At 58.5% G+C, this 22,073-nt stretch carries 16 protein-coding genes; 11 read left to right on the top strand and 5 right to left on the bottom strand.

Annotated features, from left to right (window positions below; genetic code table 11):
• The first annotated feature begins 144 nt into the window (after window positions 1–144).
• The 4 genes from NN484_RS12270 to NN484_RS12285 all read left to right on the top strand — a co-directional run bounded on the left by NN484_RS12270 (window position 145) and on the right by NN484_RS12285 (window position 3,891).
• A complete protein-coding gene (locus NN484_RS12270; protein WP_007950971.1) occupies window positions 145–633 on the top strand; it encodes a DUF3015 domain-containing protein in 489 nt (162 codons plus the stop codon).
• 269 nt (window positions 634–902) lie between these two features.
• Window positions 903–2,756 (top strand): Lnb N-terminal periplasmic domain-containing protein, encoded by a 1,854-nt coding sequence (locus NN484_RS12275; RefSeq protein WP_127651929.1) that lies wholly within the window; start codon window positions 903–905, stop codon window positions 2,754–2,756.
• Between the two features lie 212 nt (window positions 2,757–2,968).
• The gene (locus tag NN484_RS12280) at window positions 2,969–3,325 is read left to right on the top strand and encodes a hypothetical protein (RefSeq protein ID WP_215502161.1); all 357 of its coding nucleotides are present in this window, start codon (window positions 2,969–2,971) and stop codon (window positions 3,323–3,325) included.
• 71 nt (window positions 3,326–3,396) lie between these two features.
• A complete protein-coding gene (locus NN484_RS12285; RefSeq protein WP_127651928.1) occupies window positions 3,397–3,891 on the top strand; it encodes a GreA/GreB family elongation factor in 495 nt (164 codons plus the stop codon).
• On the opposite strand, the gene gdhA is transcribed toward NN484_RS12285, so the two are convergent.
• The gene (gene gdhA / locus NN484_RS12290; RefSeq protein WP_215502162.1) at window positions 3,888–5,225 is read right to left on the bottom strand and encodes an NADP-specific glutamate dehydrogenase; all 1,338 of its coding nucleotides are present in this window, start codon (window positions 5,223–5,225) and stop codon (window positions 3,888–3,890) included. The two genes, NN484_RS12285 and gdhA, sit on opposite strands and share 4 nt — an antisense overlap.
• 347 nt (window positions 5,226–5,572) lie before the next feature.
• Window positions 5,573–7,237: an energy-dependent translational throttle protein EttA gene (gene ettA / locus NN484_RS12295; protein ID WP_025108770.1), complete on the bottom strand. Its 1,665-nt coding sequence runs from the start codon at window positions 7,235–7,237 to the stop codon at window positions 5,573–5,575.
• A gap of 295 nt (window positions 7,238–7,532) precedes the next feature.
• On the opposite strand from ettA, the gene morA reads away from it, so the two are divergent.
• From morA to NN484_RS12330, 7 genes are all read left to right on the top strand, one after another.
• The gene (gene morA, locus NN484_RS12300) at window positions 7,533–11,381 is read left to right on the top strand and encodes a cyclic di-GMP receptor MorA (protein WP_215502163.1); all 3,849 of its coding nucleotides are present in this window, start codon (window positions 7,533–7,535) and stop codon (window positions 11,379–11,381) included.
• Between the two features lie 252 nt (window positions 11,382–11,633).
• Window positions 11,634–12,887, top strand: coding sequence for a serine hydroxymethyltransferase (glyA, locus tag NN484_RS12305; RefSeq protein WP_123463984.1), 1,254 nt, complete (start codon window positions 11,634–11,636; stop codon window positions 12,885–12,887).
• A 293-nt stretch (window positions 12,888–13,180) separates the two neighbouring features.
• On the top strand, window positions 13,181–13,753 hold the full coding sequence (locus tag NN484_RS12310) for a hypothetical protein (protein ID WP_215502164.1): 573 nt from the start codon (window positions 13,181–13,183) through the stop codon (window positions 13,751–13,753).
• 83 nt (window positions 13,754–13,836) lie between these two features.
• Window positions 13,837–14,391, top strand: coding sequence for a hypothetical protein (locus NN484_RS12315; protein ID WP_274659190.1), 555 nt, complete (start codon window positions 13,837–13,839; stop codon window positions 14,389–14,391).
• A gap of 268 nt (window positions 14,392–14,659) precedes the next feature.
• A complete protein-coding gene (locus NN484_RS12320; protein WP_274659191.1) occupies window positions 14,660–15,973 on the top strand; it encodes a C4-dicarboxylate transporter DctA in 1,314 nt (437 codons plus the stop codon).
• Window positions 15,974–16,022: 49 nt separating this feature from the next.
• On the top strand, window positions 16,023–16,727 hold the full coding sequence (locus NN484_RS12325; protein WP_215502168.1) for a FadR/GntR family transcriptional regulator: 705 nt from the start codon (window positions 16,023–16,025) through the stop codon (window positions 16,725–16,727).
• 24 nt (window positions 16,728–16,751) lie between these two features.
• Window positions 16,752–17,453, top strand: a complete 702-nt coding sequence (locus NN484_RS12330; RefSeq protein ID WP_215502169.1) for a GntR family transcriptional regulator — start codon at window positions 16,752–16,754, stop codon at window positions 17,451–17,453.
• Here NN484_RS12330 and NN484_RS12335 read toward each other — a convergent pair.
• The 3 genes from NN484_RS12335 to yjiA form a co-directional block, all read right to left on the bottom strand.
• Window positions 17,380–20,520 (bottom strand): type 2 lanthipeptide synthetase LanM family protein, encoded by a 3,141-nt coding sequence (locus tag NN484_RS12335; protein ID WP_274659192.1) that lies wholly within the window; start codon window positions 20,518–20,520, stop codon window positions 17,380–17,382. The genes NN484_RS12330 and NN484_RS12335 overlap by 74 nt on opposite strands.
• Before the next feature lie 56 nt (window positions 20,521–20,576).
• Window positions 20,577–20,726, bottom strand: coding sequence for a hypothetical protein (locus NN484_RS12340; protein WP_215502171.1), 150 nt, complete (start codon window positions 20,724–20,726; stop codon window positions 20,577–20,579).
• A 309-nt stretch (window positions 20,727–21,035) separates the two neighbouring features.
• Window positions 21,036–22,022 carry a GTPase gene (yjiA, locus tag NN484_RS12345; RefSeq protein ID WP_425518808.1) on the bottom strand — a complete coding sequence of 329 codons (987 nt, stop codon included), beginning with the start codon at window positions 22,020–22,022 and terminating at the stop codon, window positions 21,036–21,038.
• Window positions 22,023–22,073 lie beyond the last annotated feature (51 nt).

The raw sequence follows: 22,073 nt of genomic DNA on the forward strand, positions 1-22,073 counted from the left end.
CACGGAACCACGGGAACGTGCCTAAACTCCAAACTGCGCGGCTGGAACTAATAACCGGCCCACTGGCTTCAAAAGGGTCTGTCTAGGCAGCACTTGGGGGGCCAGAACCCTGTCCATTGGTATGCACACAAAGAGAACAAAGCTATGAAACGGATTCTTCTCGGTACTCTCTTCACCGCTGTATCCATCAATGCCATGGCGCAAGCCCCGGGTGGCCCGGATTGCGGTTGGGGCAACATGCTGTTCGAAGGACAGCGTGGCACCCCGGCACACTTCCTGGCATCCACCACCAACGGCACTTCCGGTAACGCCACGTTCGGTATGACTTCCGGCACCAACGGTTGCTCGACCAACGCGTCGCTGACTTACGGCGGTAAATCCTGGTTCGCCATGAATGGCATGATGAACGAGCTGTCCGAAGACATGGCAAAAGGCAACGGCGAAGCGCTGACGACTTATGCCGTGGTACTGGGCGTGGCGCCGGAAGACCGTGCGCACTTCGCCGCTGTCACTCACGAGCACTTCCAGCAGATCTTCAGCAAGGCTGACGTGACCGCCGAAGACGTGCATACCAACACCCTGGCCGTACTGAAAGCAGATCCTCGTCTGGCCAAGTACGCGACTCAGGCTTAAGCTCGACCCGCCCGCTTCTTTCGGGAAGCGGGTTTTATTTTTTCGGCCCGCCCTTTTGGAGCGAAGCCAGATCAGTTGAAGCATTACGCTGAACCCTGTGGCGAGGGAGCTTGCTCCCGCTGGGGTGCGAAGCGGCCCCGCTCTTAAAAACGGGAGCGCTGCGCACTCCAGCGGGAGCAAGCTCCCTCGCCACAGGTTCCGTACAGAATCGACTGACTGGTATTACCTGCTCGGGGCCTTTGTTTTTCTTTCGACTTAAGTTGCCACCTATGCTCAAACGCCTTGCCTGGCTGGCGCTCTGTGTCTGCGCCCCGCTGTCCGCCGCGCCCCACGTCGACCCTCAACGTTTGCAGCAACTGGCCAATGATCGCTTCTGGATTTCCCTCGGCCACTACGAAACCGCCAAGCTCGGTGGCTGGCGCAGCTATGTCAGCGACAAGAAGTTTTTCCTCGCCGCCGACGGCAATGAACACCCTGACCATGAACTGGCCGCCACCGTGCAAGCGCTGTACGCACCGGCCAGTCTTGGCGAGCAGCACGCGCAGTGCGTCTACCCGGCGCGCACGCGCTGGCTGAAAGCGCAACTCAACCTCACCGACCTGCCCGCCCCCGATTGCGCCGAATTCAAAAAGTGGTTCAAGGACGTCTCGCCGCACAGCGCGGTGATGATCTTCCCGGCGGCGTACCTCAACAGCCCGTCATCGATGTTCGGCCACACCCTGCTGCGCATCGACCAGGCCGACGTGCAGGCCGACAAGACCGCGCTGCTCAGCTACGCGATCAACTTCGGCGCCTACATCGAAGGCTCCGACAACAGCATCCTCTATGCCTGGAAAGGCTTGATGGGCGGCTACCCGGGGCTGTTCGCGCTGGTGCCGTATCAGGAAAAACTCTCCGAGTACCGCAGCCTGGAAAACCGCGACCTGTGGGAATACCGGCTGAACCTGACGCAAGCAGAAACCGCGCGCATGGTCGAGCATGTGTGGGAGCTGAAGCAGATCCAGTTCGACTATTTCTTCTTCGACGAAAACTGCTCATATCGCCTGCTCGAACTGCTGCAAGTGGCGCGCCCGAGCCTGCGCCTGACCGAACAATTCCCGCTGACCGCGATCCCCACCGACACGGTCAAAGCGGTGAAGGAAGCCGGGCTGGTGGAAAGCATCGAATACCGCCCGTCCCGCGAGCGTGAACTGCTCAGTCGCGCCGAGCCGTTGAACAGTGACGAACAGCAATGGGTGCTGAAAGTCAGCGCCGATCAACAGGTGTTGCAGACCCCGACCTTCAAGGCCCTGCCCCGGGATCGTCAGGCATTGATCATCGATGCCGCGTACCGTCTGGAGCGCTACCGCGCCAACGGTCAGGAACGTGATGCGCAACGGGCGCAGCGCAGCTTCGAACTGCTGCGAGCGATCAACAAGAACCCGGCACCGGACCTGCAAATTCCACAACCGGGCCTGCCGGAAGACGGCCACGAATCACGCACCTGGCAGGCCGGTGTCGGCACCCGGGGTGATCGTGCCTTCGGCGAGTACGGCTTGCGTATGGCCTATCACGACCTCAACGACAACGCCGAAAGCTTCCCCCTCGGCGCGCAGATTGAAATCCTGCAGATGAAGCTGCGTCAGTACGAAGGCAACCAGTGGCAGTTCCAGCAACTGGACCTGGCGACCATTCGCTCGCTGACCCCGCGCAATGAGTTGCTGCAACCGCTGTCGTGGCAAGTCACTGGCGGCCTTGAGCGCGTGCCCGGCAAACACGATGACGAAACCCTGGTCAGCCACGTCAATGGTGGTGGCGGCGGCACCTGGCAACTGGGTGAAGACATGCTCGGTTTTGCCCTCGGCACCGTGCGCATCGAGCACAACAATGACTTCGCCGGGTTCGTCGTTCCGGCCGGCGGCTTCAACACCGGCGTGCTGTGGAAAAACCCGCTGGGCAATCTCAGCGTCGAGGCCAAGGGTGATTACTTCACCAACGGCGAAGTACGCCGCAGCCTGAGTCTGAATCAGCAGTGGGAGCTGTCGCGAAACCTGGGTTTGCGCCTGAGTGCGCAGCGTGAGTTCAGCCACCTGGCCACACCTGAAACCGAAGTGATGCTCGAAGTGAAGTGGTATCACTACTGATCCCGAGCTTATCCCCCTGTAGGAGTGAGCCTGCTCGCGATAGCAGTTTGTCATTCACCGCTAAAGTGACTGATGAGTTGCTATCGCGAGCAGGCTCACTCCTACAAGGGATCGGTGACGTTCAACGAATTACTTACATGCCTTTCACCAACGTCCGACGAATCCGCTTCTAGACTTTCCCTATCAGCCGAGAATCGGCGCGGGAGAGTGCGATGTGGCGGTGTGCGGGGCTGTTGAGTGTTTTGCTGTTGCTCGGGGGTTGCCAGACCACCCATGAAGACTTGATCGCCAAAGGTTATCCACTGGCCTTCGCCGACGGATTCGATGACGGTTGCGTCAGTGGCCGACAAGCCGCCGGTTCGATCAGTGGCGAGTTTCGCAAGAACGTGCCGCGCTATCTCAAGGACAAGCAATACGCCGAAGGCTGGACCGATGGCTTTCGCCAGTGTCAGGCGATGCTGGAGAACAAGGATCGCGAAGAGTATCGCAACGAGCACTGGGACGAACGCGAGCGCGCCTGGCAGCAGCAGAAAGACCAGGACGCCGGACGGGCTTATCGCTCGCAATAGGTCGCTTCCAGACATCCGGTGAAACCAAACGTCGGCGACCATGGACCAATTCCTATAACAGGAGGGACACCATGAGCCGCGCTTTCGTCAACGAAGACAACGCCGCTGCGCAAGCCGATCAGCCCGTTGAACGGCAGGTCAGCGCGCAGCCCAATTACGTCACACCGCAGGGGCTGGCGCAGTTGCAGGCCAAAGTCGCCGAACTGCAACGCCTGCACGCCGAGCAATCGGCCAACGGCGAGCAGGCCGATAAACAGCGCCTGGCGGATCTGGAACGGGATCTGCGCTATTTCAATCAGCGCCTGGGCAGCGCGCAGGTCGCTGCCGCCGCGACCTCTACCGACAAAGTGCAGATCGGCAGCTGGGTGACCTACGCCGACGAACACAACACCGAGCGCCGGGTGCAATTGGTCGGCGAAGATCAGGCTGATGCCAGCCAAGGCCTGATCAACTGGGGCTCGCCACTGGGCCGGGCGCTGCTCGGCGCGCGGCTCAATGACGAAGTGCTGTGGCAGCGCCCCGCTGGCGATCAGGTGATTGAAGTGATTCGCATCGAACCGGCTTAAACCACACCCTGAGCGAGCATCGCATCCGCCACTTTGACGAAGCCGGCGATGTTCGCGCCTTTGACGTAGTTGATCTGCCCGCTCTCTTCGCCGTAATGCACGCAGGCGTGGTGAATCGACTGCATGATCGCGTGCAGCTTGCTGTCCACCTCACCCGCCGTCCACAGCAGCCGCATGGCGTTCTGCGACATCTCCAGACCGCTCACCGCCACCCCGCCCGCGTTGGACGCCTTGCCCGGGGCGAACAGAATGCCAGCCTCGATGAAGATATCCACAGCCGCAAGCGTGGTCGGCATGTTCGCGCCTTCGGCCACGCACACGCAGCCATTGCGCAACAGGGTACGCGCGGCGTCAGCGTCGAGTTCGTTCTGGGTGGCGCACGGCAGCGCGATGTCGCACGGCAGCGACCACGGCAACTGCCCGGCGCGAAATTCCAGGCCAAAGGCTGCCGCCAGCTCGCTGATGCGTCCGCGTTTGACGTTCTTCAGTTCCAGCAGCGCCAGCCATTGCTCTTCACTCAGGCCCGACTCGCAGTACAGCGTGCCTTCGGAGTCGGACAGCGAAATCACTTTACCGCCCAGGTCCATGACCTTGCGCGCCGCGTACTGGGCGACGTTGCCGGAACCGGAGATCGCCACGCGTTTGCCTTCGATGGTTTGCTCGCGACGTTTGAGCATCTCTTCAGCGAAATACACGCAACCGAAACCGGTGGCTTCCGGGCGAATCAGGCTGCCGCCATAGGTCATGCCCTTGCCGGTCAGGACGCTGGTGAACTGGTTGCTCAGGCGTTTGTACTGGCCGAACAGGAAACCGATCTCCCGCGCACCGACACCGATATCACCGGCCGGCACATCGACGTCGGCGCCAATATGGCGGTACAGCTCGCTCATGAACGCCTGGCAGAAACGCATCACTTCAGCGTCGCTCTTGCCCTTCGGATCGAAGTCCGAACCGCCCTTGCCGCCGCCCATGGGCAACGAGGTCAGGGAGTTCTTGAAGGTCTGTTCGAAGGCCAGAAACTTGAGCACGCCCAGGTTCACCGAAGGATGGAAGCGCAAGCCGCCCTTGTACGGGCCAATGGCGCTGTTCATCTGGATGCGGAAACCGCGATTGACCTGAACCTTGCCCTGATCGTCGACCCACGACACACGGAACACCACCGCCCGCTCCGGCTCGCAGATGCGCTCCAGAATGCCCGAGGTCAGGTAATGCGGATTGGCTTCGAGAAACGGCCACAGGCTGCGCAGGACTTCTTCGACGGCCTGGTGGAATTCGGGTTGATCCGGGTCGCGTTTTTTCAGCCGGGCGAGGAAGGATTCGACGGATTCGATCATGGGCAAAGTCTCGGCAAATTTATTGTCGTTGGAAGAGATTGAGCCGGACTGTAACAAACGAATTGCGCACAGCAACAGCGCAAAATGTCGCAGTTATGAAATTAAATGGTGCACATGATATAAGTTTGATGGCTTTTTCGGGCTTTTTTGCACCTGAATGGGGAGCGCAAACCTGGCTGATGCACCAGCAGTTACATCGCTATCGCGAGCAGGCTCACTCCTACAGGGGGACGCATTACAACTGTAGGAGTGAGCCTGCTCGCGAAGGGTGCGACTCGATGGTCCTGAAAACCCGGGCAAAAAAAACGGAGCCCGAAGGCTCCGCGTTTTTATGCCACCAACCCGAATCAGGCCAGTTTCTTGTGGCGTACCCGGTGTGGCTGGGCAGCCGCTTCGCCGAGGCGCTTTTTGCGGTCGGCTTCGTACTCGGTGTAGTTGCCTTCGAAGAACACCGCTTGCGAGTCGTCTTCGTACGCCAGGATGTGGGTCGCGACGCGGTCCAGGAACCAGCGATCGTGGGAGATCACAATGGCGGCGCCCGGGAAGTCCAGCAGGGCTTCTTCCAGGGAACGCAGGGTTTCAACGTCGAGGTCGTTGGACGGTTCGTCGAGCAGCAGGACGTTACCGCCCTCCTTCAGGGTCAGCGCCAGGTGCAAACGACCGCGCTCACCACCGGACAGGTCCTTGACGAACTTCTGCTGGTCGCCGCCCTTGAAGTTGAAGCGACCGACGTAAGTGCGCGACGGGATCTCGTAGTTGCCGATGCGGATCTGGTCCGAACCGTCGGAGATCTGCTGGAACACTGTCTTGCTGCCATCGAGGTCTTCGCGGCTCTGGTCAACGCAGGCCAGTTGCACGGTTTCACCGACTTCGATGCTGCCCGAATCCGGAGTTTCCTTGCCCATCAGCATGCGGAACAGGGTCGATTTACCGGCACCGTTACCACCGATCACGCCGACAATGGCGCCCTTCGGCATGGAGAACGACAGGTTGTCGATCAGTACGCGATCGCCGTAGCCCTTGGTGACGTTCTTGAATTCGATGACCTTGTCGCCCAGGCGCGGACCGGCCGGGATGTAGATCTCGTTGGTTTCGCTGCGCTTCTGGAATTCCTGCGACTGCATTTCTTCGAAGCGTTGCAGACGTGCCTTGGATTTGGACTGGCGGGCCTTGGCGCCTTTGCGCACCCACTCCAGTTCTTCCTTCATGGCTTTTTCGTGAGCCGACTGCTGTTTGGATTCGGCCGCCAGACGGTCGGACTTGGCTTCCAGCCAACCCGAGTAGTTGCCTTCGTAAGGAATGCCCGCGCCGCGGTCGAGTTCCAGAATCCAGCCAGCGACGTTATCCAGGAAGTAACGGTCGTGCGTGATCGCGACCACAGTGCCCGGGAAGTCGTGCAGGAAGTGCTCCAGCCACGCCACGGAGTCGGCATCCAGGTGGTTGGTCGGTTCGTCGAGCAGCAGCATGTCCGGGGCAGACAGCAGCAGACGGCACAGGGCGACACGGCGCTTTTCACCACCGGACAGGTGTTCGACTTTGGCGTCCCAGGCCGGCAGACGCAGGGCGTCGGCAGCGACTTCGAGTTGACGCTCCAGGTTGTGACCGTCGCTGGCCTGCAGGATCGCTTCGAGCTTGGCCTGTTCGGCAGCCAGTTTGTCGAAGTCGGCATCCGGGTCGGCGTAGGCGGCGTAGACTTCGTCCAGACGCGCTTGCGCATCCTTGATCACGCTGACAGCTTCCTCGACCACTTCACGCACGGTCTTGGTCGGATCAAGTTGTGGCTCTTGCGGCAGATAACCGATGTTCAGGTCCGGCATCGGACGGGCTTCGCCCTCGAACTCGGTGTCGACGCCGGCCATGATTTTCAGCAGCGTGGATTTACCCGAACCGTTGAGGCCGAGTACGCCGATCTTGGCGCCGGGGAAGAACGACAGCGAAATGTTTTTCAGGATTTCCCGCTTCGGCGGAACAACTTTGCCCAGCCGATGCATGGTGAATACGTATTGAGCCATGGAGAACCTTGGGTCAGTGACAGATGAATGATTGGAGCGCAGGCGATGCCCGGCCAGACCGATGCGCGTCGTTCACTAGACCACTTGATGGCCATCAATGCGTGCGCGCTGAAAAAAGTCTGATTCTAGGAGCTGGAACGCTCCCGCGTAACCGGCAAAGCTACCTGAATGACCGATGGCAGTCCAGCCGAGCGGGGCTGGCACTTCGCCACAACTCAAGGCATGCTAGCCGCCCTTCGGGCGTCCGGCTTATAGTGCACGTCGCGCCAGTCCAGCCAAACCGCAGGATTTCAGCTTGTCCAATGTCACTCCGCCAGCCTCTGTGAGCAGCACCCAACCGGCGCCCGGCTCGCCCCTGCGCGGAACATTGAAGGGCGCCCTGGCGACACTCGTGCTGTTGTTGCTGGCACTGCTGTTCTGGCAACTGCTCGACCAACTGCGCGAGACCCAGAAAAACCAGCGCCAGTACACCATCGACTACACCGCCGAGCTCGCCTCGCAGGTCAGTCTGAACATGTCGCTGAATGCGCAAATCGCCCTCAACCTGCTACCGATCGTCGAACAGCCGCAGTCATCCGACGAACAGCAGGCGCTGCTGCGCAAGCTTCAGCAATCGTTGCCGGACCTGCGCAGCCTGGCCCTGCTCAGCCCTTCCGGCAAAATCATCAGCGACAGTGCCGGCGACAGCCAAGACGCCGACTACCTCAGTGAACTGGTGCGCCGCAGCCGCGCTCAGGCGCATTACTTCAGCAACGCCGACGACGGTTCCATGGTGCATCTGTTATTGCATCAGGCCAGCGGCAACACGCGCGGCTATTGGGTGTTGCGCCTGACCCCGACGTTCTTCGATTCGCTGACCAAACCGGGCGAAACCGGCATCCGTCCATTGTGGCTGGTGGAAAACCGGCTCAACCATCAGATCATCCGCCGCGACGAAGCGCTGCCTTCGGCCAGGTCCGGCGTACTGAGCCCGGACGACATGGCCAACACCGTGCTGACCGTGCCACTGAGCAGCAGCGACTGGCAGTTGCGCGGGCTGTTCGACCGCCAGCGCGTGCTCGAAGAACTGCTGCCGGCGTTCATCGGCAAATGCCTGTTGGGTCTGGCGTTCTCGATGTTGCCGGTGATCGCGCTGCTCAACATGCGCCGGCGCCAGCGTCAGTTGCATGAAGGTCGCCGGCGGTATCAGGACATCTTCGAAGGCACTGGCGTCGCCCTGTGCGTGCTCGACCTGTCGGGCCTCAAGCAACTGTTCGACAAGGCACAGATCCAGACCAGCGACCAGCTCAAGGCCTGGCTCGACCAACCGGCCCAGCGCCAGCAATTGCTGCAGGAGCTGCGCGTTACCGAGGTCAATCAGGTGGCGCTGCAACTGCTCAACGTCAATTCCTGCGAGCACGCCTGGCAACTGCTGATCGACGGCCACCCGCACAACCAGTGCGCCATCGGCAACCAGGTACTCGACGCGGTCCTGCAACAGCAAAAGCAGCTGGAACTGGAAATCAAACTGCCGGACATCAACGGCCGCGACCAGCATCTGTGGATGGTGCTGCGGCTGCCGCAGGAACAGCACGACTATAAAGCGGTGATCCTCAGCATCAACGACATCACCAGCCGCAAGCTGATCGAACTGTCGCTGCTGGAGCGCGAAGGCTTCTGGTCGGACGTAGTGCGTACCGTACCGGATCACCTGTACGTGCAGGACGTGATCAGCCAGCGGATGATTTTCAGCAACCACCACCTCGGCCAGACCCTCGGTTACAACCGCACCGAGCTGCACCAGATGGGCGAGTACTTCTGGGAAATCCTCCTGCACCCGGAAGACGCCGACTATTACCACCGTTCGCGGCAGATGCAGCGGCACGCCGGTTACAGCCAGTTGCTGCAATGCCAGTTGCGCTTCCGCCATCGCGACGGCAAATGGCGGCGCTTCGATATCCGTGAACAGGCGCTGGCCCGGGACAAGCACGATCAGGTCACGCGGATCATCGGCGTGGCGAAGGACATCACCGAGCAGATCGAGGCCAGCGAATCGCTGCGTGACAGCGAGCAGCGTTACCGGATGCTCGCCGAAAGCATCAGCGACGTGATTTTCTCCACCGACAGCAAACTGTCGCTGAACTACGTCAGCCCGTCGGTGCAAGCGGTGCTGGGTTACGACGCCGAGTGGATTTTCCAGAACGGCTGGCAATCGACGATCGCCAATCCGCAGCAACTCAGCGGCATTTATACCCTGATGGATCGGGTCAGCAAGGCGCTGGACAAACCCGAGCAACTGGCCCTGTTGCGTAGCCAGGTGCAGACGCAACTATTTCTGTTCGACTGCCTGCGCGCCGATGGCCGCAAGATCCCGATCGAGCTGCGTCTGGTGCTGGTGTGGGACGAACACGGTGCGTTCGAAGGCGTGCTCGGTGTCGGTCGCGACATCAGTCAGCAGCGCCGCGCCGAGAAAGACCTGCGCATGGCCGCCACGGTATTCGAGCACTCGACATCGGCGATCCTGATCACCGACCCGGCCGGTTACATCGTCCAGGCCAACGAGGCCTTCAGCCGGGTCAGCGGTTATGCCGTGGCCGAAGTCCTCGACCAGTTGCCGAACATGCTCACCGTCGACGAACAACAGGACGCGCACCTGCGCTATGTGCTCAAACAGTTGCATCAGCACAGCACCTGGGAAGGCGAAGTCTGGCTCAAGCGGCGCAATGGCGAACATTACCCGGCGTGGGTCGGCATCACCGCGGTGCTCGACGATGAAGGCGATCTGGCCAGTTACGTGTGCTTCTTCAGCGACATCAGCGAGCGCAAGGCCAGTGAGCAACGCATCCATCGCCTCGCCTACTACGACGCCCTGACCCACCTGCCGAACCGCACGCTGTTCCAGGATCGCCTGCACACCGCGCTGCAATCGGCCGAGCGGCAGAAGTCGTGGGTGGTGCTGATGTTCCTCGACCTCGACCGTTTCAAACCGATCAACGACTCCCTCGGCCATGCCGCCGGCGACCGTATGTTGAAAGACATGGCCACGCGCCTGCTGGCCTGCGTCGACGAAGACGACACCGTGGCGCGCATGGGCGGCGACGAATTCACCCTGCTCCTGCAACACCGCTCCAGCCGCGAGATGGCGCTGAACCGGGCGATTCACGTGGCCGAACAAATCCTCGCCAGCCTGGTGAAACCGTTCGTGCTCGAAGGCCGCGAGTTCTTCGTCACCGCCAGTATCGGCATCGCCCTGAGCCCGCAGGATGGCAACGAACTCAGCCAGTTGATGAAGAACGCCGACACCGCGATGTACCACGCCAAGGAGCGTGGCAAGAACAACTTCCAGTTCTATCAGGCCGACATGAACGCCAGTGCGCTGGAGCGTCTGGAGCTGGAAAGCGACCTGCGCCACGCGCTGGAGCAGAACGAGTTCGTCCTGTATTACCAACCGCAATTCAGTGGCGACGGCAAACGCCTGACCGGCGCCGAAGCGCTGCTGCGCTGGCGTCATCCGCGTCGCGGGCTGGTGCCGCCGGGGGATTTCATTCCGGTGCTGGAAGAACTGGGTCTGGTGGTGGACGTGGGCGACTGGGTGATCAGCGAAGCCTGCCGTCAGCTCAAGACCTGGCACCAGAACCGCGTGCGCGTACCGAAGGTGTCGGTGAATATCTCGGCGCGCCAGTTCTCCGACGGTCAGCTCGGCACGCGTATCGCCACCATCCTCAGGGAAACCGGCCTGCCGCCGGCGTGCCTGGAGCTGGAACTGACCGAAAGTATCCTGATGCGTGAAGTCTGCGAAGCGATGCAGATTCTCGCCGGGCTGAAAAACCTCGGTTTGAGCATTGCGGTCGACGACTTCGGCACCGGCTACTCGTCACTGAACTACCTCAAGCAGTTCCCGATCGATGTGCTGAAGATCGACCGCACCTTCGTCGACGGCCTGCCGTCCGGTGAACAGGACGCGCAGATCGCCCGCGCGATCATCGCCATGGCCCACAGCCTCAATCTGGCGGTGATCGCCGAGGGCGTGGAAACCCATGAGCAACTGGACTTTCTGCGCGAGCACGGTTGCGACGAGGTGCAGGGCTACCTGTTCGGACGGCCGATGCCAGCGAGCCGGTTCGAGGCGCAGTTCAGCAATGATGCGCTGTTCATGTTCGACTGAATTTTTGCGGTGCTGCCGAAAAGATCGCAGCCTTCGGCAGCGCCTGCAGGGATTGATGTCGGTCACAGTATTGGGGATCAGCTCCGATTACTGTAGGCGCTGCCGAAGGCTGCGATCTTTTGAGGCCAGCAAAAGCACCGCACATCTGTCATGAACGCCACTTGTCTGCGACATGATGTCGTTTCATATGCCATCCAAAACCCATTGGGTTAGAATGCCCCCCTTTTCTGCCCCCGATCCTTGAGGACCGCCATGTTCAGCCGTGATTTGACTATTGCCAAGTACGACGCCGACCTTTTTGCCGCCATGGAGCAAGAAGCTCAGCGCCAGGAAGAACACATTGAGCTGATCGCTTCGGAAAACTACACCAGCCCTGCGGTGATGGAAGCTCAAGGCTCGGTCCTGACCAACAAATACGCCGAAGGTTACCCGGGCAAGCGCTACTACGGTGGTTGCGAGTACGTCGACGTTGTTGAGCAACTGGCCATCGACCGCGCCAAGGAACTGTTCGGCGCCGATTACGCCAACGTTCAGCCGCACGCCGGTTCGCAAGCCAACGCCGCTGTCTACCTGGCCCTGCTGCAAGGTGGCGACACCATTCTGGGCATGAGCCTGGCCCATGGTGGTCACCTGACCCACGGCGCCAGCGTTTCGTCCTCCGGCAAGCTGTACAACGCCGTGCAGTACGGCATCGACGCCAACGGCCTGATCGACTACGACGAAGTCGAGCGTCTGGCGGTTGAGCACAAGCCGAAAATGATCGTGGCCGGTTTCTCTGCCTACTCGCAGATCCTGGACTTCCCGCGCTTCCGCGCCATCGCTGACAAAGTCGGTGCTTACCTGTTCGTCGACATGGCGCACGTGGCCGGTCTGGTCGCTGCTGGCGTCTACCCGAACCCGGTGCCTTTCGCTGACGTGGTCACCACCACTACCCACAAGACCCTGCGCGGTCCACGTGGCGGCCTGATCCTGGCGCGCGCCAACGCCGAGATCGAGAAGAAGCTGAACTCCGCAGTATTCCCGGGCGCCCAGGGTGGCCCGCTGGAGCACGTGATCGCCGCTAAAGCGATCTGCTTCAAGGAAGCGCTGCAGCCTGAATTCAAGGCTTACCAGGAACAAGTGGTGAAGAACGCCCAGGCCATGGCCGAAGTGTTCATCGCGCGCGGTTTCGACGTGGTGTCCGGTGGTACCAAGAACCACCTGTTCCTGCTGTCGCTGATCAAGCAGGACATTTCCGGTAAAGACGCCGACGCTGCGCTGGGCAAAGCGTTCATCACCGTGAACAAGAACTCGGTACCCAACGATCCACGCTCGCCATTCGTCACCTCCGGCCTGCGCTTCGGCACCCCGGCTGTGACCACTCGTGGCTTCAAGGAAGCAGAGTGCAAAGAGCTGGCCGGCTGGATCTGCGACATCCTGGCTGACCTGAACAACGAAGCGGTGATCGACGCCGTTCGTGAGAAAGTCAAAGCCATCTGCAAGAAGCTGCCGGTTTACGGCGCCTAATTGCGGCATTAAATCCGCAGCATGAAAAACCGGCCAGTGATGGCCGGTTTTTTTTTCGTCTGCACGAATGTCATGGCTGTGTCCTGACCACAACTGGAGCCATTCCAACGCCATCATTTTTAAAAGCCTGAAACAATAAGCACCGGCAAGCCAAGATATTAAAGACCGCTTAACTGATACTGTTAGCCACGTTCCACCCGCCACTAAAAATCGTCACCGTTTACACCTTGATCAATACCCATATTCGACCACCCCACATTCAAACCAACCCTATGAAATTCAAGGATGAATTCATGAGTACCCATAGACAAAAGTCTTTCATCGCAACACTGGGACTTGATTATCAACACGTCGACCTTCTCGGCGAGTTACATGGCACTCCGGCTTTACGCCACGACACATTATTTTCAGGTGGTTTTTATACCGGGGCGTCAACCCTGCGAGACGACTCCCACCTGCTGGGATTTCGTTCTTTTCGGGAAGTCCGAAAACACCCGCCGTTGACGATTTACTTTCGTTGCACAGATGATTACTACCACCTCTATATCCGCTCACACGCCACTTACACTGGATACTGCATCAGCAAGGGCGCCGATGGGCTGCTGGGCGCCTTTCTGCCAGCGGGCAGCGACACCACCTCCTTCAATCTGCTAAGCCTGGACAATCGCATCATCACCTTGCAGGACATGGCCCGTGATACCCAGCGGGTGCGGCTCAAGGCACGCAACGCCAGGCAGATATACGCGATGCGCCGAGGAGGTGCGCCGTACAGCTACCTGGCCGAGACGGATAACGAAGGTCTGCCTTTCACACTGCGCATCACCGAACGCAATGCACCGTTCCTCAGTGATCCCGACGAAGTCTGACACCCCCTTTTAACCATTCAATATTTACGCCATTGAACAGGCCGGCTGTTTACTTATCAGCCTTAAAAAATCGAGTAACACCTATGAGCACCGACCAGGAAAAATCCTTTACTGCAACACTGAAGACTCGTTTCGGCTATCCGCACTTCCCTGGGTTGACGTATGGCAGAACGGTCACAACGCCACGTCCCGATTATGAAATCTTTACCTTTTCCCATCATCTGGACGTTTCAAACTATCTCTTCCTCAAGCCCGATGTAACACCGGACGCACTGACCTTTTACTTCCGGTGCCTCGACGACTATTACACCCTGTATATTTTCACCCCTGGCGAGTATTACTACAGAACTATCAGTCGTGAAGAAAAAGACTTCCTGAATTCTTATTCAACCCAAGATGGAGACCAGACCACGTTCAATTTGCTTAATGGCAAGGGCAACATCATCACCCTCGATCAGATCGACACGGATACGCCCACCATCAGAATACAGACCCGAAGCGGCGCGCTGTTGTGCGCGGGGCGGAGTCGCAACAAACGCGATCCCAAAGTGGGCACTTTCGTGCGCACCCACTCGAATCGCAGCGCCGGTGCTCTCGACTTCAAACTGAACATCCTTCAGCGCAACGTGCCTTATTGAGCTGGCGCGTACCCAGTCAATTCAGCCCCCTCTCGCCCGGCCGGCCGATCAAGGCCGGGCATCTCTCATCTCCCATTCACCTGCAAATCCTGATCAAACACCACTGGTCAGACCGGTCATGCCAATTTTGTGTTTCCCTCTTGTATTCCAGAAAAACCCGAGCGTAGACTGCGCCTGCACTGGACATACCGGTAAGACCACAATAATTAAGTCCTGAATCTGATGTGCCCCGCACACGGCAGCCAGGACACCGACCAGGATTCCTCCCATGCTCAGATGGTGCTCGCGTTCAATTTTCCTCCAAGTGGTTCTCGGACTGGTGCTCGGCATCGTCTGCGGGCTGACCCTTCCCGAATATTCGGCACAGCTCAAACCGCTGGGCGACGGCTTCATCAAACTGATCAAGATGCTCATCGGCCTGATCGTGTTCTGCGTCGTGGTCAGCGGCATCAGCGGCGCCGGCGACCTGAAGAAGGTCGGGCGCATCGGCCTCAAGTCGGTGATCTACTTTGAAGTGCTGACCACCATCGCACTGGTGATCGGTCTGGTATTCGCCTTCAGCACCGGGATCGGCAGCGGCGCGAATATCCATCTGGAGCAGCTGTCCGCCGCCGACATGGGCGACATCGCCGAGCGCGGTCAGCACATGCACACCACCACGCAATTCCTGATGGACCTGATCCCGACCTCAGTGATCGGCGCCTTCGCCGACAACAACATCCTGCAAGTGCTGCTGTTCTCGGTGCTGTTCGGCAGCGCGTTGAATCTGGTGGGTGAAGCGGCCTCCGGGATCTCGCGGCTGATCAACGAACTGAGCCATGTGATCTTCCGGATCATGGGCATGATCGTGCGCCTGGCTCCGATCGGCGTGTTCGGCGCCATCGCCTTCACCACCAGCAAGTACGGCCTCGATTCGCTGCAGCACCTGGGCAGTCTGGTCGGCTTGTTCTACCTGACCTGCATGGCCTTCGTCAGTGTGATCCTGGGGTTGGTGATGCGCGCATCCGGCCTGCGTCTGTGGCCACTGCTCAAGTACCTGCGTGAAGAATTGCTGATCGTCATGGGCACCGCCTCCTCCGACGCCGTGCTGCCACAGATCATGCGCAAACTCGAGCACCTGGGCATCGGCAGCTCGACGGTCGGCCTGGTGATTCCCACCGGCTACTCGTTCAACCTCGACGGCTTTTCGATCTACCTGACCCTGGCCATCGTGTTCATCGCCAATGCCACCGGCACACCACTGGCAATGACCGATCTGCTGACGATTCTGCTGGTGTCGCTGATCACCTCCAAGGGTGCCCACGGCATTCCCGGCTCGGCGCTGGTGATACTGGCGGCGACGCTGACGGCGATCCCGGCGATTCCGGTGGTGGGGCTGGTGTTGGTGCTGGCGGTGGACTGGTTCATGGGCATCGGCCGGGCGCTGACCAACCTGATCGGCAACTGTGTCGCTACCGTGGCCATCGCCCGTTGGGAAAAGGACATCGATGTACAACGGGCGAACAAGGTGCTCAACGGCGAGCAGGGCTATACCTTTCAGCCGAGAAAACCGGTCGCCCAGGCGGCGGCCAAAGAATTCTGAATGACCGCCGTGCCTGCCATCCCGCAGGCACGGTGCATGGAGCCAATACGTGATTACTACATCAACCGTCGTCAACTCAGTGGTAGAGAAACTGCGCGCCGCGCTGGCCCGTGGTCAGTGGCGCTCCGGCGACATGCTGCCGGGCCAGCGCGAACTGGCCGAACAATTGGGCATCAGCCGCCCGAGCCTGCGCGAAGCGGTGATCGTTCTGGAAACCCTCGGCCTCGTCCGTTCGATGCCAGGCAAAGGCGTAGTGGTGCTCGACGCCCAGCTCAGTGACAGCCAGAGCCACGACAGCGCGGTGGCCGGCGCCAGTCTCGAAGACGTGCTGCAACTGCGCTACACCCTTGAGCCATTCATCGTCGGTCTGGTTGCGCAGTCGATCAGCAGCAAGGAAGTCGGGCAACTGCGCCTGACCCTGATGGACATGCGCGAAGCCCTCGACGCGGGCGACAGCGAAGCCGGGGTCAGCGCCTACATCGCCTTCCACGAAGAACTGTTCACCCTGACTTCGAACCCGATCTTCCAGAGCGTGGTGCAGCAAACCAGCAACGCCCTCAAGCAAAGCGCCGAAGTGCTGCGCAATTCGCCTGAGCACCTGGCCGAACGCCTGGAAGAAAACGAAGCGGTGGTGCGCGCCATCCGCAGCAAGAACAGCGCCCAGGCCAGCGCCGAAATGCGTCGGCACATTCTGCGCGAAGGCCAGCGGATGGGCATCGAGTTGAATATTCCGGATGACAACCTCAGCCGTTGAACCTCTTCGAACTGGAGACAGGCCATGAACAGCTTCGCTTCACTGCAATATGATCGCAAGATCCCTGCCACCCTGCCCTTTCCCCGTGGGCCTCGCCACAAGCCACTGGCGGACGACCCCTACCCGCAGGTATTCGAAGCAATCCTGGATCAGCGCCTCACCGCGACCAGTCGTTTTACAGAAGAGAGCCTGGTGCAGATGTTCGGCGCGAGCCGCAGCCAGATACGTCGGACGCTGACACAGCTGTCCCATGAGCACGTCGTCATCTTGCGCACTCATCAGCGCCCGAAAATTGCTACAGCTACTCCCGAACAAACCCGCCAGATACTCCATGCGCGGCGCCTGACCGAAATCATGCTGCTTGAGCTAACCTGCCAGCAGCTGCAACCTGCCGCACTTGAAGGACTGCGCGAACTGATTGAAGAACAGCGTCGATTCCGCACCCTTGGTCAGTTCGGAGCCGCCATTCGGCTATCCGGAGAATTCCACCTGCAACTGGCCAAACTGGCAGGCAATGCCCCCCTGGCGCACTTTCTCGGCAGCCTGGTGCCCATGACGTCTCTGGCGCTGGCCCAATGTCGACAACAGACCAACCAGGACACGACGGTGCAGACACACACCTCCCTTGTCGATGCAATGGAGCGCAATGACGTCAATGCCGCAGCTCATCTGATGAACCGACACCTGAGCGATCTTGAACAGCAACTGCTGGGTTCGGCGCCATGAAGAAGGTCAATGCCAGGGGATCGGGTAACGTCGAATCAATCGCGCTTAACAGTGCCTGACCGACACCCGCGACGCCCAACATCATCCCAAGCACAGGCACGCTGTCTTGCGAGATCAAATCTTCATTGAAAAAGTTGTCAGCGGCCTCGGAAAGTGCCTGCAAGGTTCTCGCGATACCCTGACGATTTTCTGTACAGCGGTACAGTGACAACAGACACATTAGATTGCCGAAATCACCATGGCACTGGCTGTAACCGGAACCAAGGCCATGGCGCCAGAGATTGCTTTCACACCTGCGGATATCGCTCTCGACCGTCGCCAGGTCGTCGGCGCCCATCACGTCTTTGAGCGCATGCCTGAGTTGCAGCCTGGCGATCAGAATTCCTGCATCACCGTGGCACCATTTGGTCATGTGAGCGGGTTTCGACGGCTCACGTAAATCCAGCCAGAATCCATGGTTCTTTTGGCGATTTTCGTCCTCCAGCAGATCCTTCATCAGCGTAATCAACGTCGCGTCTGCGGTCACCTCATAGACCTTGGAAAGCGCATGGAGAATGCCGGAAATCCCATGGGAGAATCCGGTCAGCAGTGGAGTCGAACAGGCCTTGCGCACAAATCGCCCACCTTCATTGAGCAGTTCCGCCCGGATGGCAGCCGTGAGCCTTTCGATCAAAGGAATCAAGCGTTTCCGCGGCCCAAGCAGATAGAGATTCGCCAGTAGCGTGACGGTCCCGCACCAACCGTTAAGGAAATCGAAGTCATCCCCCTGCTGTGGATAATCATCAAGTCTGAGCAGTAACCCGTTAATCGTCGCCCAGTGAATATCCCGCCCCGTCACTTGCTCATGATTGACCAGCACGTAGAGGTACGACGCCAGACCAAAATAGGCACTGACGGCCATGTCACTGTCAAAATGTTCATGGGATCTGGCCATCGAATCGACAATTTGATCAGCCCGGGCCAAGTGTTCTGCCCGACCGCTGACCCGGTACAAGCTCATATAAAAAACCGCGAGTCCGCCCATGCCGCTGTAAAGGCTGTTGGTCATGGGTGAGAGGTACTTGCGGCGGGTTGTCGGGTGAGCGTTCAGGAACGTCCACGCCACGTCCCCTCCTGAACTACCAATACGAAATCGTTCTATGACCGCCGCGACCTTGAGAGCCCCTTCCAAATACTGAGCTGGCTGCAGGTTCGGCACGCCTTTGGCGATATGCCGCCGGTGCATGGGCATCGCCTCATTGCCCGGAGGGAACAGGCACTCCTTCAGTATAAAGGTCTGGAACGCTCTGTCCCCGGAGCAGAAAGAGCTCAGTTTTCGTTGGCAACTTTCCAGGGGGCTAGCGATGTCGAGCGCAGCCACAAATGTGCCGTGGGAATCGTATATCCGATTCGATGCGATGGGCATGGTGAAACTTGGAATGTTGGCACTTTGCAGATCCGCCAACTCGTAGGCGGCCACATTTTTTGCAATGAGCGATGCATTCGACTCGGACCACAGGGTCGCGAGCAACAGCTGCCGCTGGAGCATGCATTGCGTGAAGCGTGGGTGCAGTGTCAGTTCGATAAAGTCGATATAACGCTGGGTATTTTTGAGCAACACCCGTGTTTTCAACTGGGAGGCATGGTGCCGGATACAGTCAAGCACCGCTGCCTGATGCGTCATCACCTCATCGTAGGCAAATACGAACCCCTCCAGAAAAGCCTCTTGATAAAGCTCTACCGAACACGGCACGCCGTTGAAAACCGGCAGATGTTTGATAATCGGGGTTTTGCTGACGTGTATGCGCCTCAGATGGTACAAGCCTTGCTCGCGCACCAAATGCCTGGTCGTCGTGCTGAATTGCTTTTGAGACGTCAGGCCACTGAAATCGTTGTCCGAATCCGGCGAATAGGGAACAAAACCACTGCTAAAGACTGAAAGGCTGTTGAGCTTGAGGGTTTTGAACAAAGCTCCATTGCTGGGAAGATCGTCTTGCAAATCGATCATGGAGGCAGTGAACAGACATTCAAGATCGATCATGACGGGGCTACTCCCGCACGCAATGATGTTTTCGTAATGAAAGTCGATGCCGTTCAAAGCGTGGACAAGGGCTATCTGCGCGCCTGCGCGCCGGTAGAACAGAGCCAGATCGGCCTGTGTCTCGCAGGCGCGATTATCGATGTTTTCAATCCAGCAATGATCTTCCATGCATGCCAGCAAAGGGGTATGAGCGGAAAAGCATTCATCAGCGCTTTTTTCGTACAGCAGCGCCAGCAGCGAGCTATAGAGCTGCGCTTCTCCGTTTCTTCGTGGTTTGTAAACCAGCGATTCGTTCCCGACCCGTACTGCGCAAACTGTTTCACCATTGGCGTGGGGATCCCCCATTCCAAGTTTGATCGAGTCTATTCGCCGGCCAGACAAATCGAACACCTGAGCAAGTACACGCAAATCGTCAGCAAAGTGGGAAATGATCTTGTAGAGATAACCTGCGATGCCTTCCAATTGTTTGATCAACAAGTCGGCAAGCACCGGATAGTCCAAGAGGAACTGGCCTGATCCGCGCGCGTTCAAATATTGTTCGAAAGATCCCAGATCTGACTCAATACCCTCAGATATGCGCGTATTAAGGAAATGCACCAGGGATTTTTCAGAGAGCCGTTTAACACAGCCCGACACATAATACCTGACACCGGAAATCAATGATTCGAGGTTACAACAATCATGGGCTTGCTTGTATCTGCTGTCGCACTGAAACGTATATCTAAAGTAATCAAACATGCAATCGTAAAAGCCTGAAAATGGTTCATCCTCCGCATTGCAGATGCGGTCTTTTTCAGACACGGACATAATCAGTCGAATTTTCTTCTCAAGCATCTCCAGAGACGGAAACTGCTTTTCCAGTACAGGCTGTCTGGTGCTATTTTCAAACCATTCAACCAAGTCGCTTTTGCCCATACCAAAATAAAGCAGCAGGGCATGATCGTCTTTATGCAACATGTCCAGGGTGCTACGCAGGGTGTCGACATCGACGACACCTCCAGAACCCGATGATTTGCGTTCTTGAAACGTCAGAATGTCAGCTAGCATTTTTCCACCTTGAGCAGTATGGCGGATAAGCTATCCGCCATATGTTACAGAAGGCCTTAGCAGCCGAACGTGCAACCCAGGCTCTCGCAGGTGATGGCAGTGGTTGCCATCACTTCAACACCGGCCATCTTGTTGACACCTGCTTTTACATAAGCTTCAAACTCGCTGGCGAAATCACCCGACATTTCCAGAACTTTATCTTTCATATGTTTCTCCTGTTATAAATTGATAGGTGCCATTGAGCGGCACATTTCAAAGTTAACACAGGAGCGAAAAATACTTACTTCAAAAAACCCAACCAAATGTGACCAACACAAACGAAAACCATGCACACAGTTGTACTACCAACATCCTGCCTCATAAATCCTTTCACCTATCAGAACAATATCCATCACTACCACCCCGACACTCCCGAAAAAACTCGACATCCAACAGTTTCAAAACTTCTCTATCAAACACTCGACACTCGTTACAAAAAAACCAACGAGTGCCGTTCGTCATGAAATTTAAAACTTTCAATCGATAACCACTCGGGCAAAACCTTCCCGAATCTTCTCTTCCGGCAAATCATCGGCAATAAACACAATCACACTTTCCCGCGCCTCACCCTCGGCCCATTCGGTGTCCCAGTCGAAACCGTAGAGCTTCAGCACGCCCTGAAACACCAGGCGCCGATCCTCGCCAGCGATGTTCAGTACACCCTTGTAGCGCAGCAATTGCTTGCCGTGCTCTTCCAGCAACTCATTCATGAACTCGCTGAGCTGATCGATATCCAGCGGCTGCTCAGTGCGCAGTACCAGGCTGGAAATGCGGTCGATCGAGGGCGCCTTGCTCACCGGACGCAGACTCACCCCGCCGCCAAGGTCGGCGTTGAGATTGAAGCCACGCACGTCGAGCAGTTCCGCCAGATCGATGTTGCCATGCTCGACCACGCGGATCGGCGCACGACGGTTGATCCGCGTCAGGCGTTCGCTCAGCGCGGTGAACGTCGCCTCGTCCACCAGATCAGTCTTGCTCACCAGCAAGCGGTCGGCGAAACCGATCTGCGCCTGGGCGATGGTCTGGGTCAGGTGCAGGTCGGCGTGAGCGGCATCCACAAGGGTGATGATGCCGTCGAGCAGATAGCGTTCGCGCAGCTCTTCATCGATGAAAAAGGTTTGCGCCACTGGCGCCGGGTCGGCCAGCCCGGTGCATTCGATCACCAGACGGTCGAAGGCGATTTCGCCGCTGTCCAGGCGTTCCAGCAGCAGGTACAGCGCCTTGGTCAGGTCGGTGTGAATGGTGCAGCACACGCAACCGTTGGCCAGGGTCATGACTTGCACCGGTTCGTCACCCAGCAATTGGGTGTCGATGCCGGCGTCGCTGAATTCGTTCTCGATCACGGCGATTTTCAGGCCGTGCTCGGCTTTGAGCAGGTGACGCAGCAAAGTGGTCTTGCCGGCGCCGAGGAAACCGCTGAGTACCGTTACGGGTATGGGAGAAGACAAATCGATCCCCTTCACAAAATGAATGAACAACACAAAAACAACTGTGGGAGCGAGCTTGCTCGCGAA

The sequence above is a fragment of the Pseudomonas serboccidentalis genome (assembly GCF_028830055.1).
Classification (GTDB): Bacteria; Pseudomonadota; Gammaproteobacteria; order Pseudomonadales; family Pseudomonadaceae; genus Aquipseudomonas; species Aquipseudomonas serboccidentalis.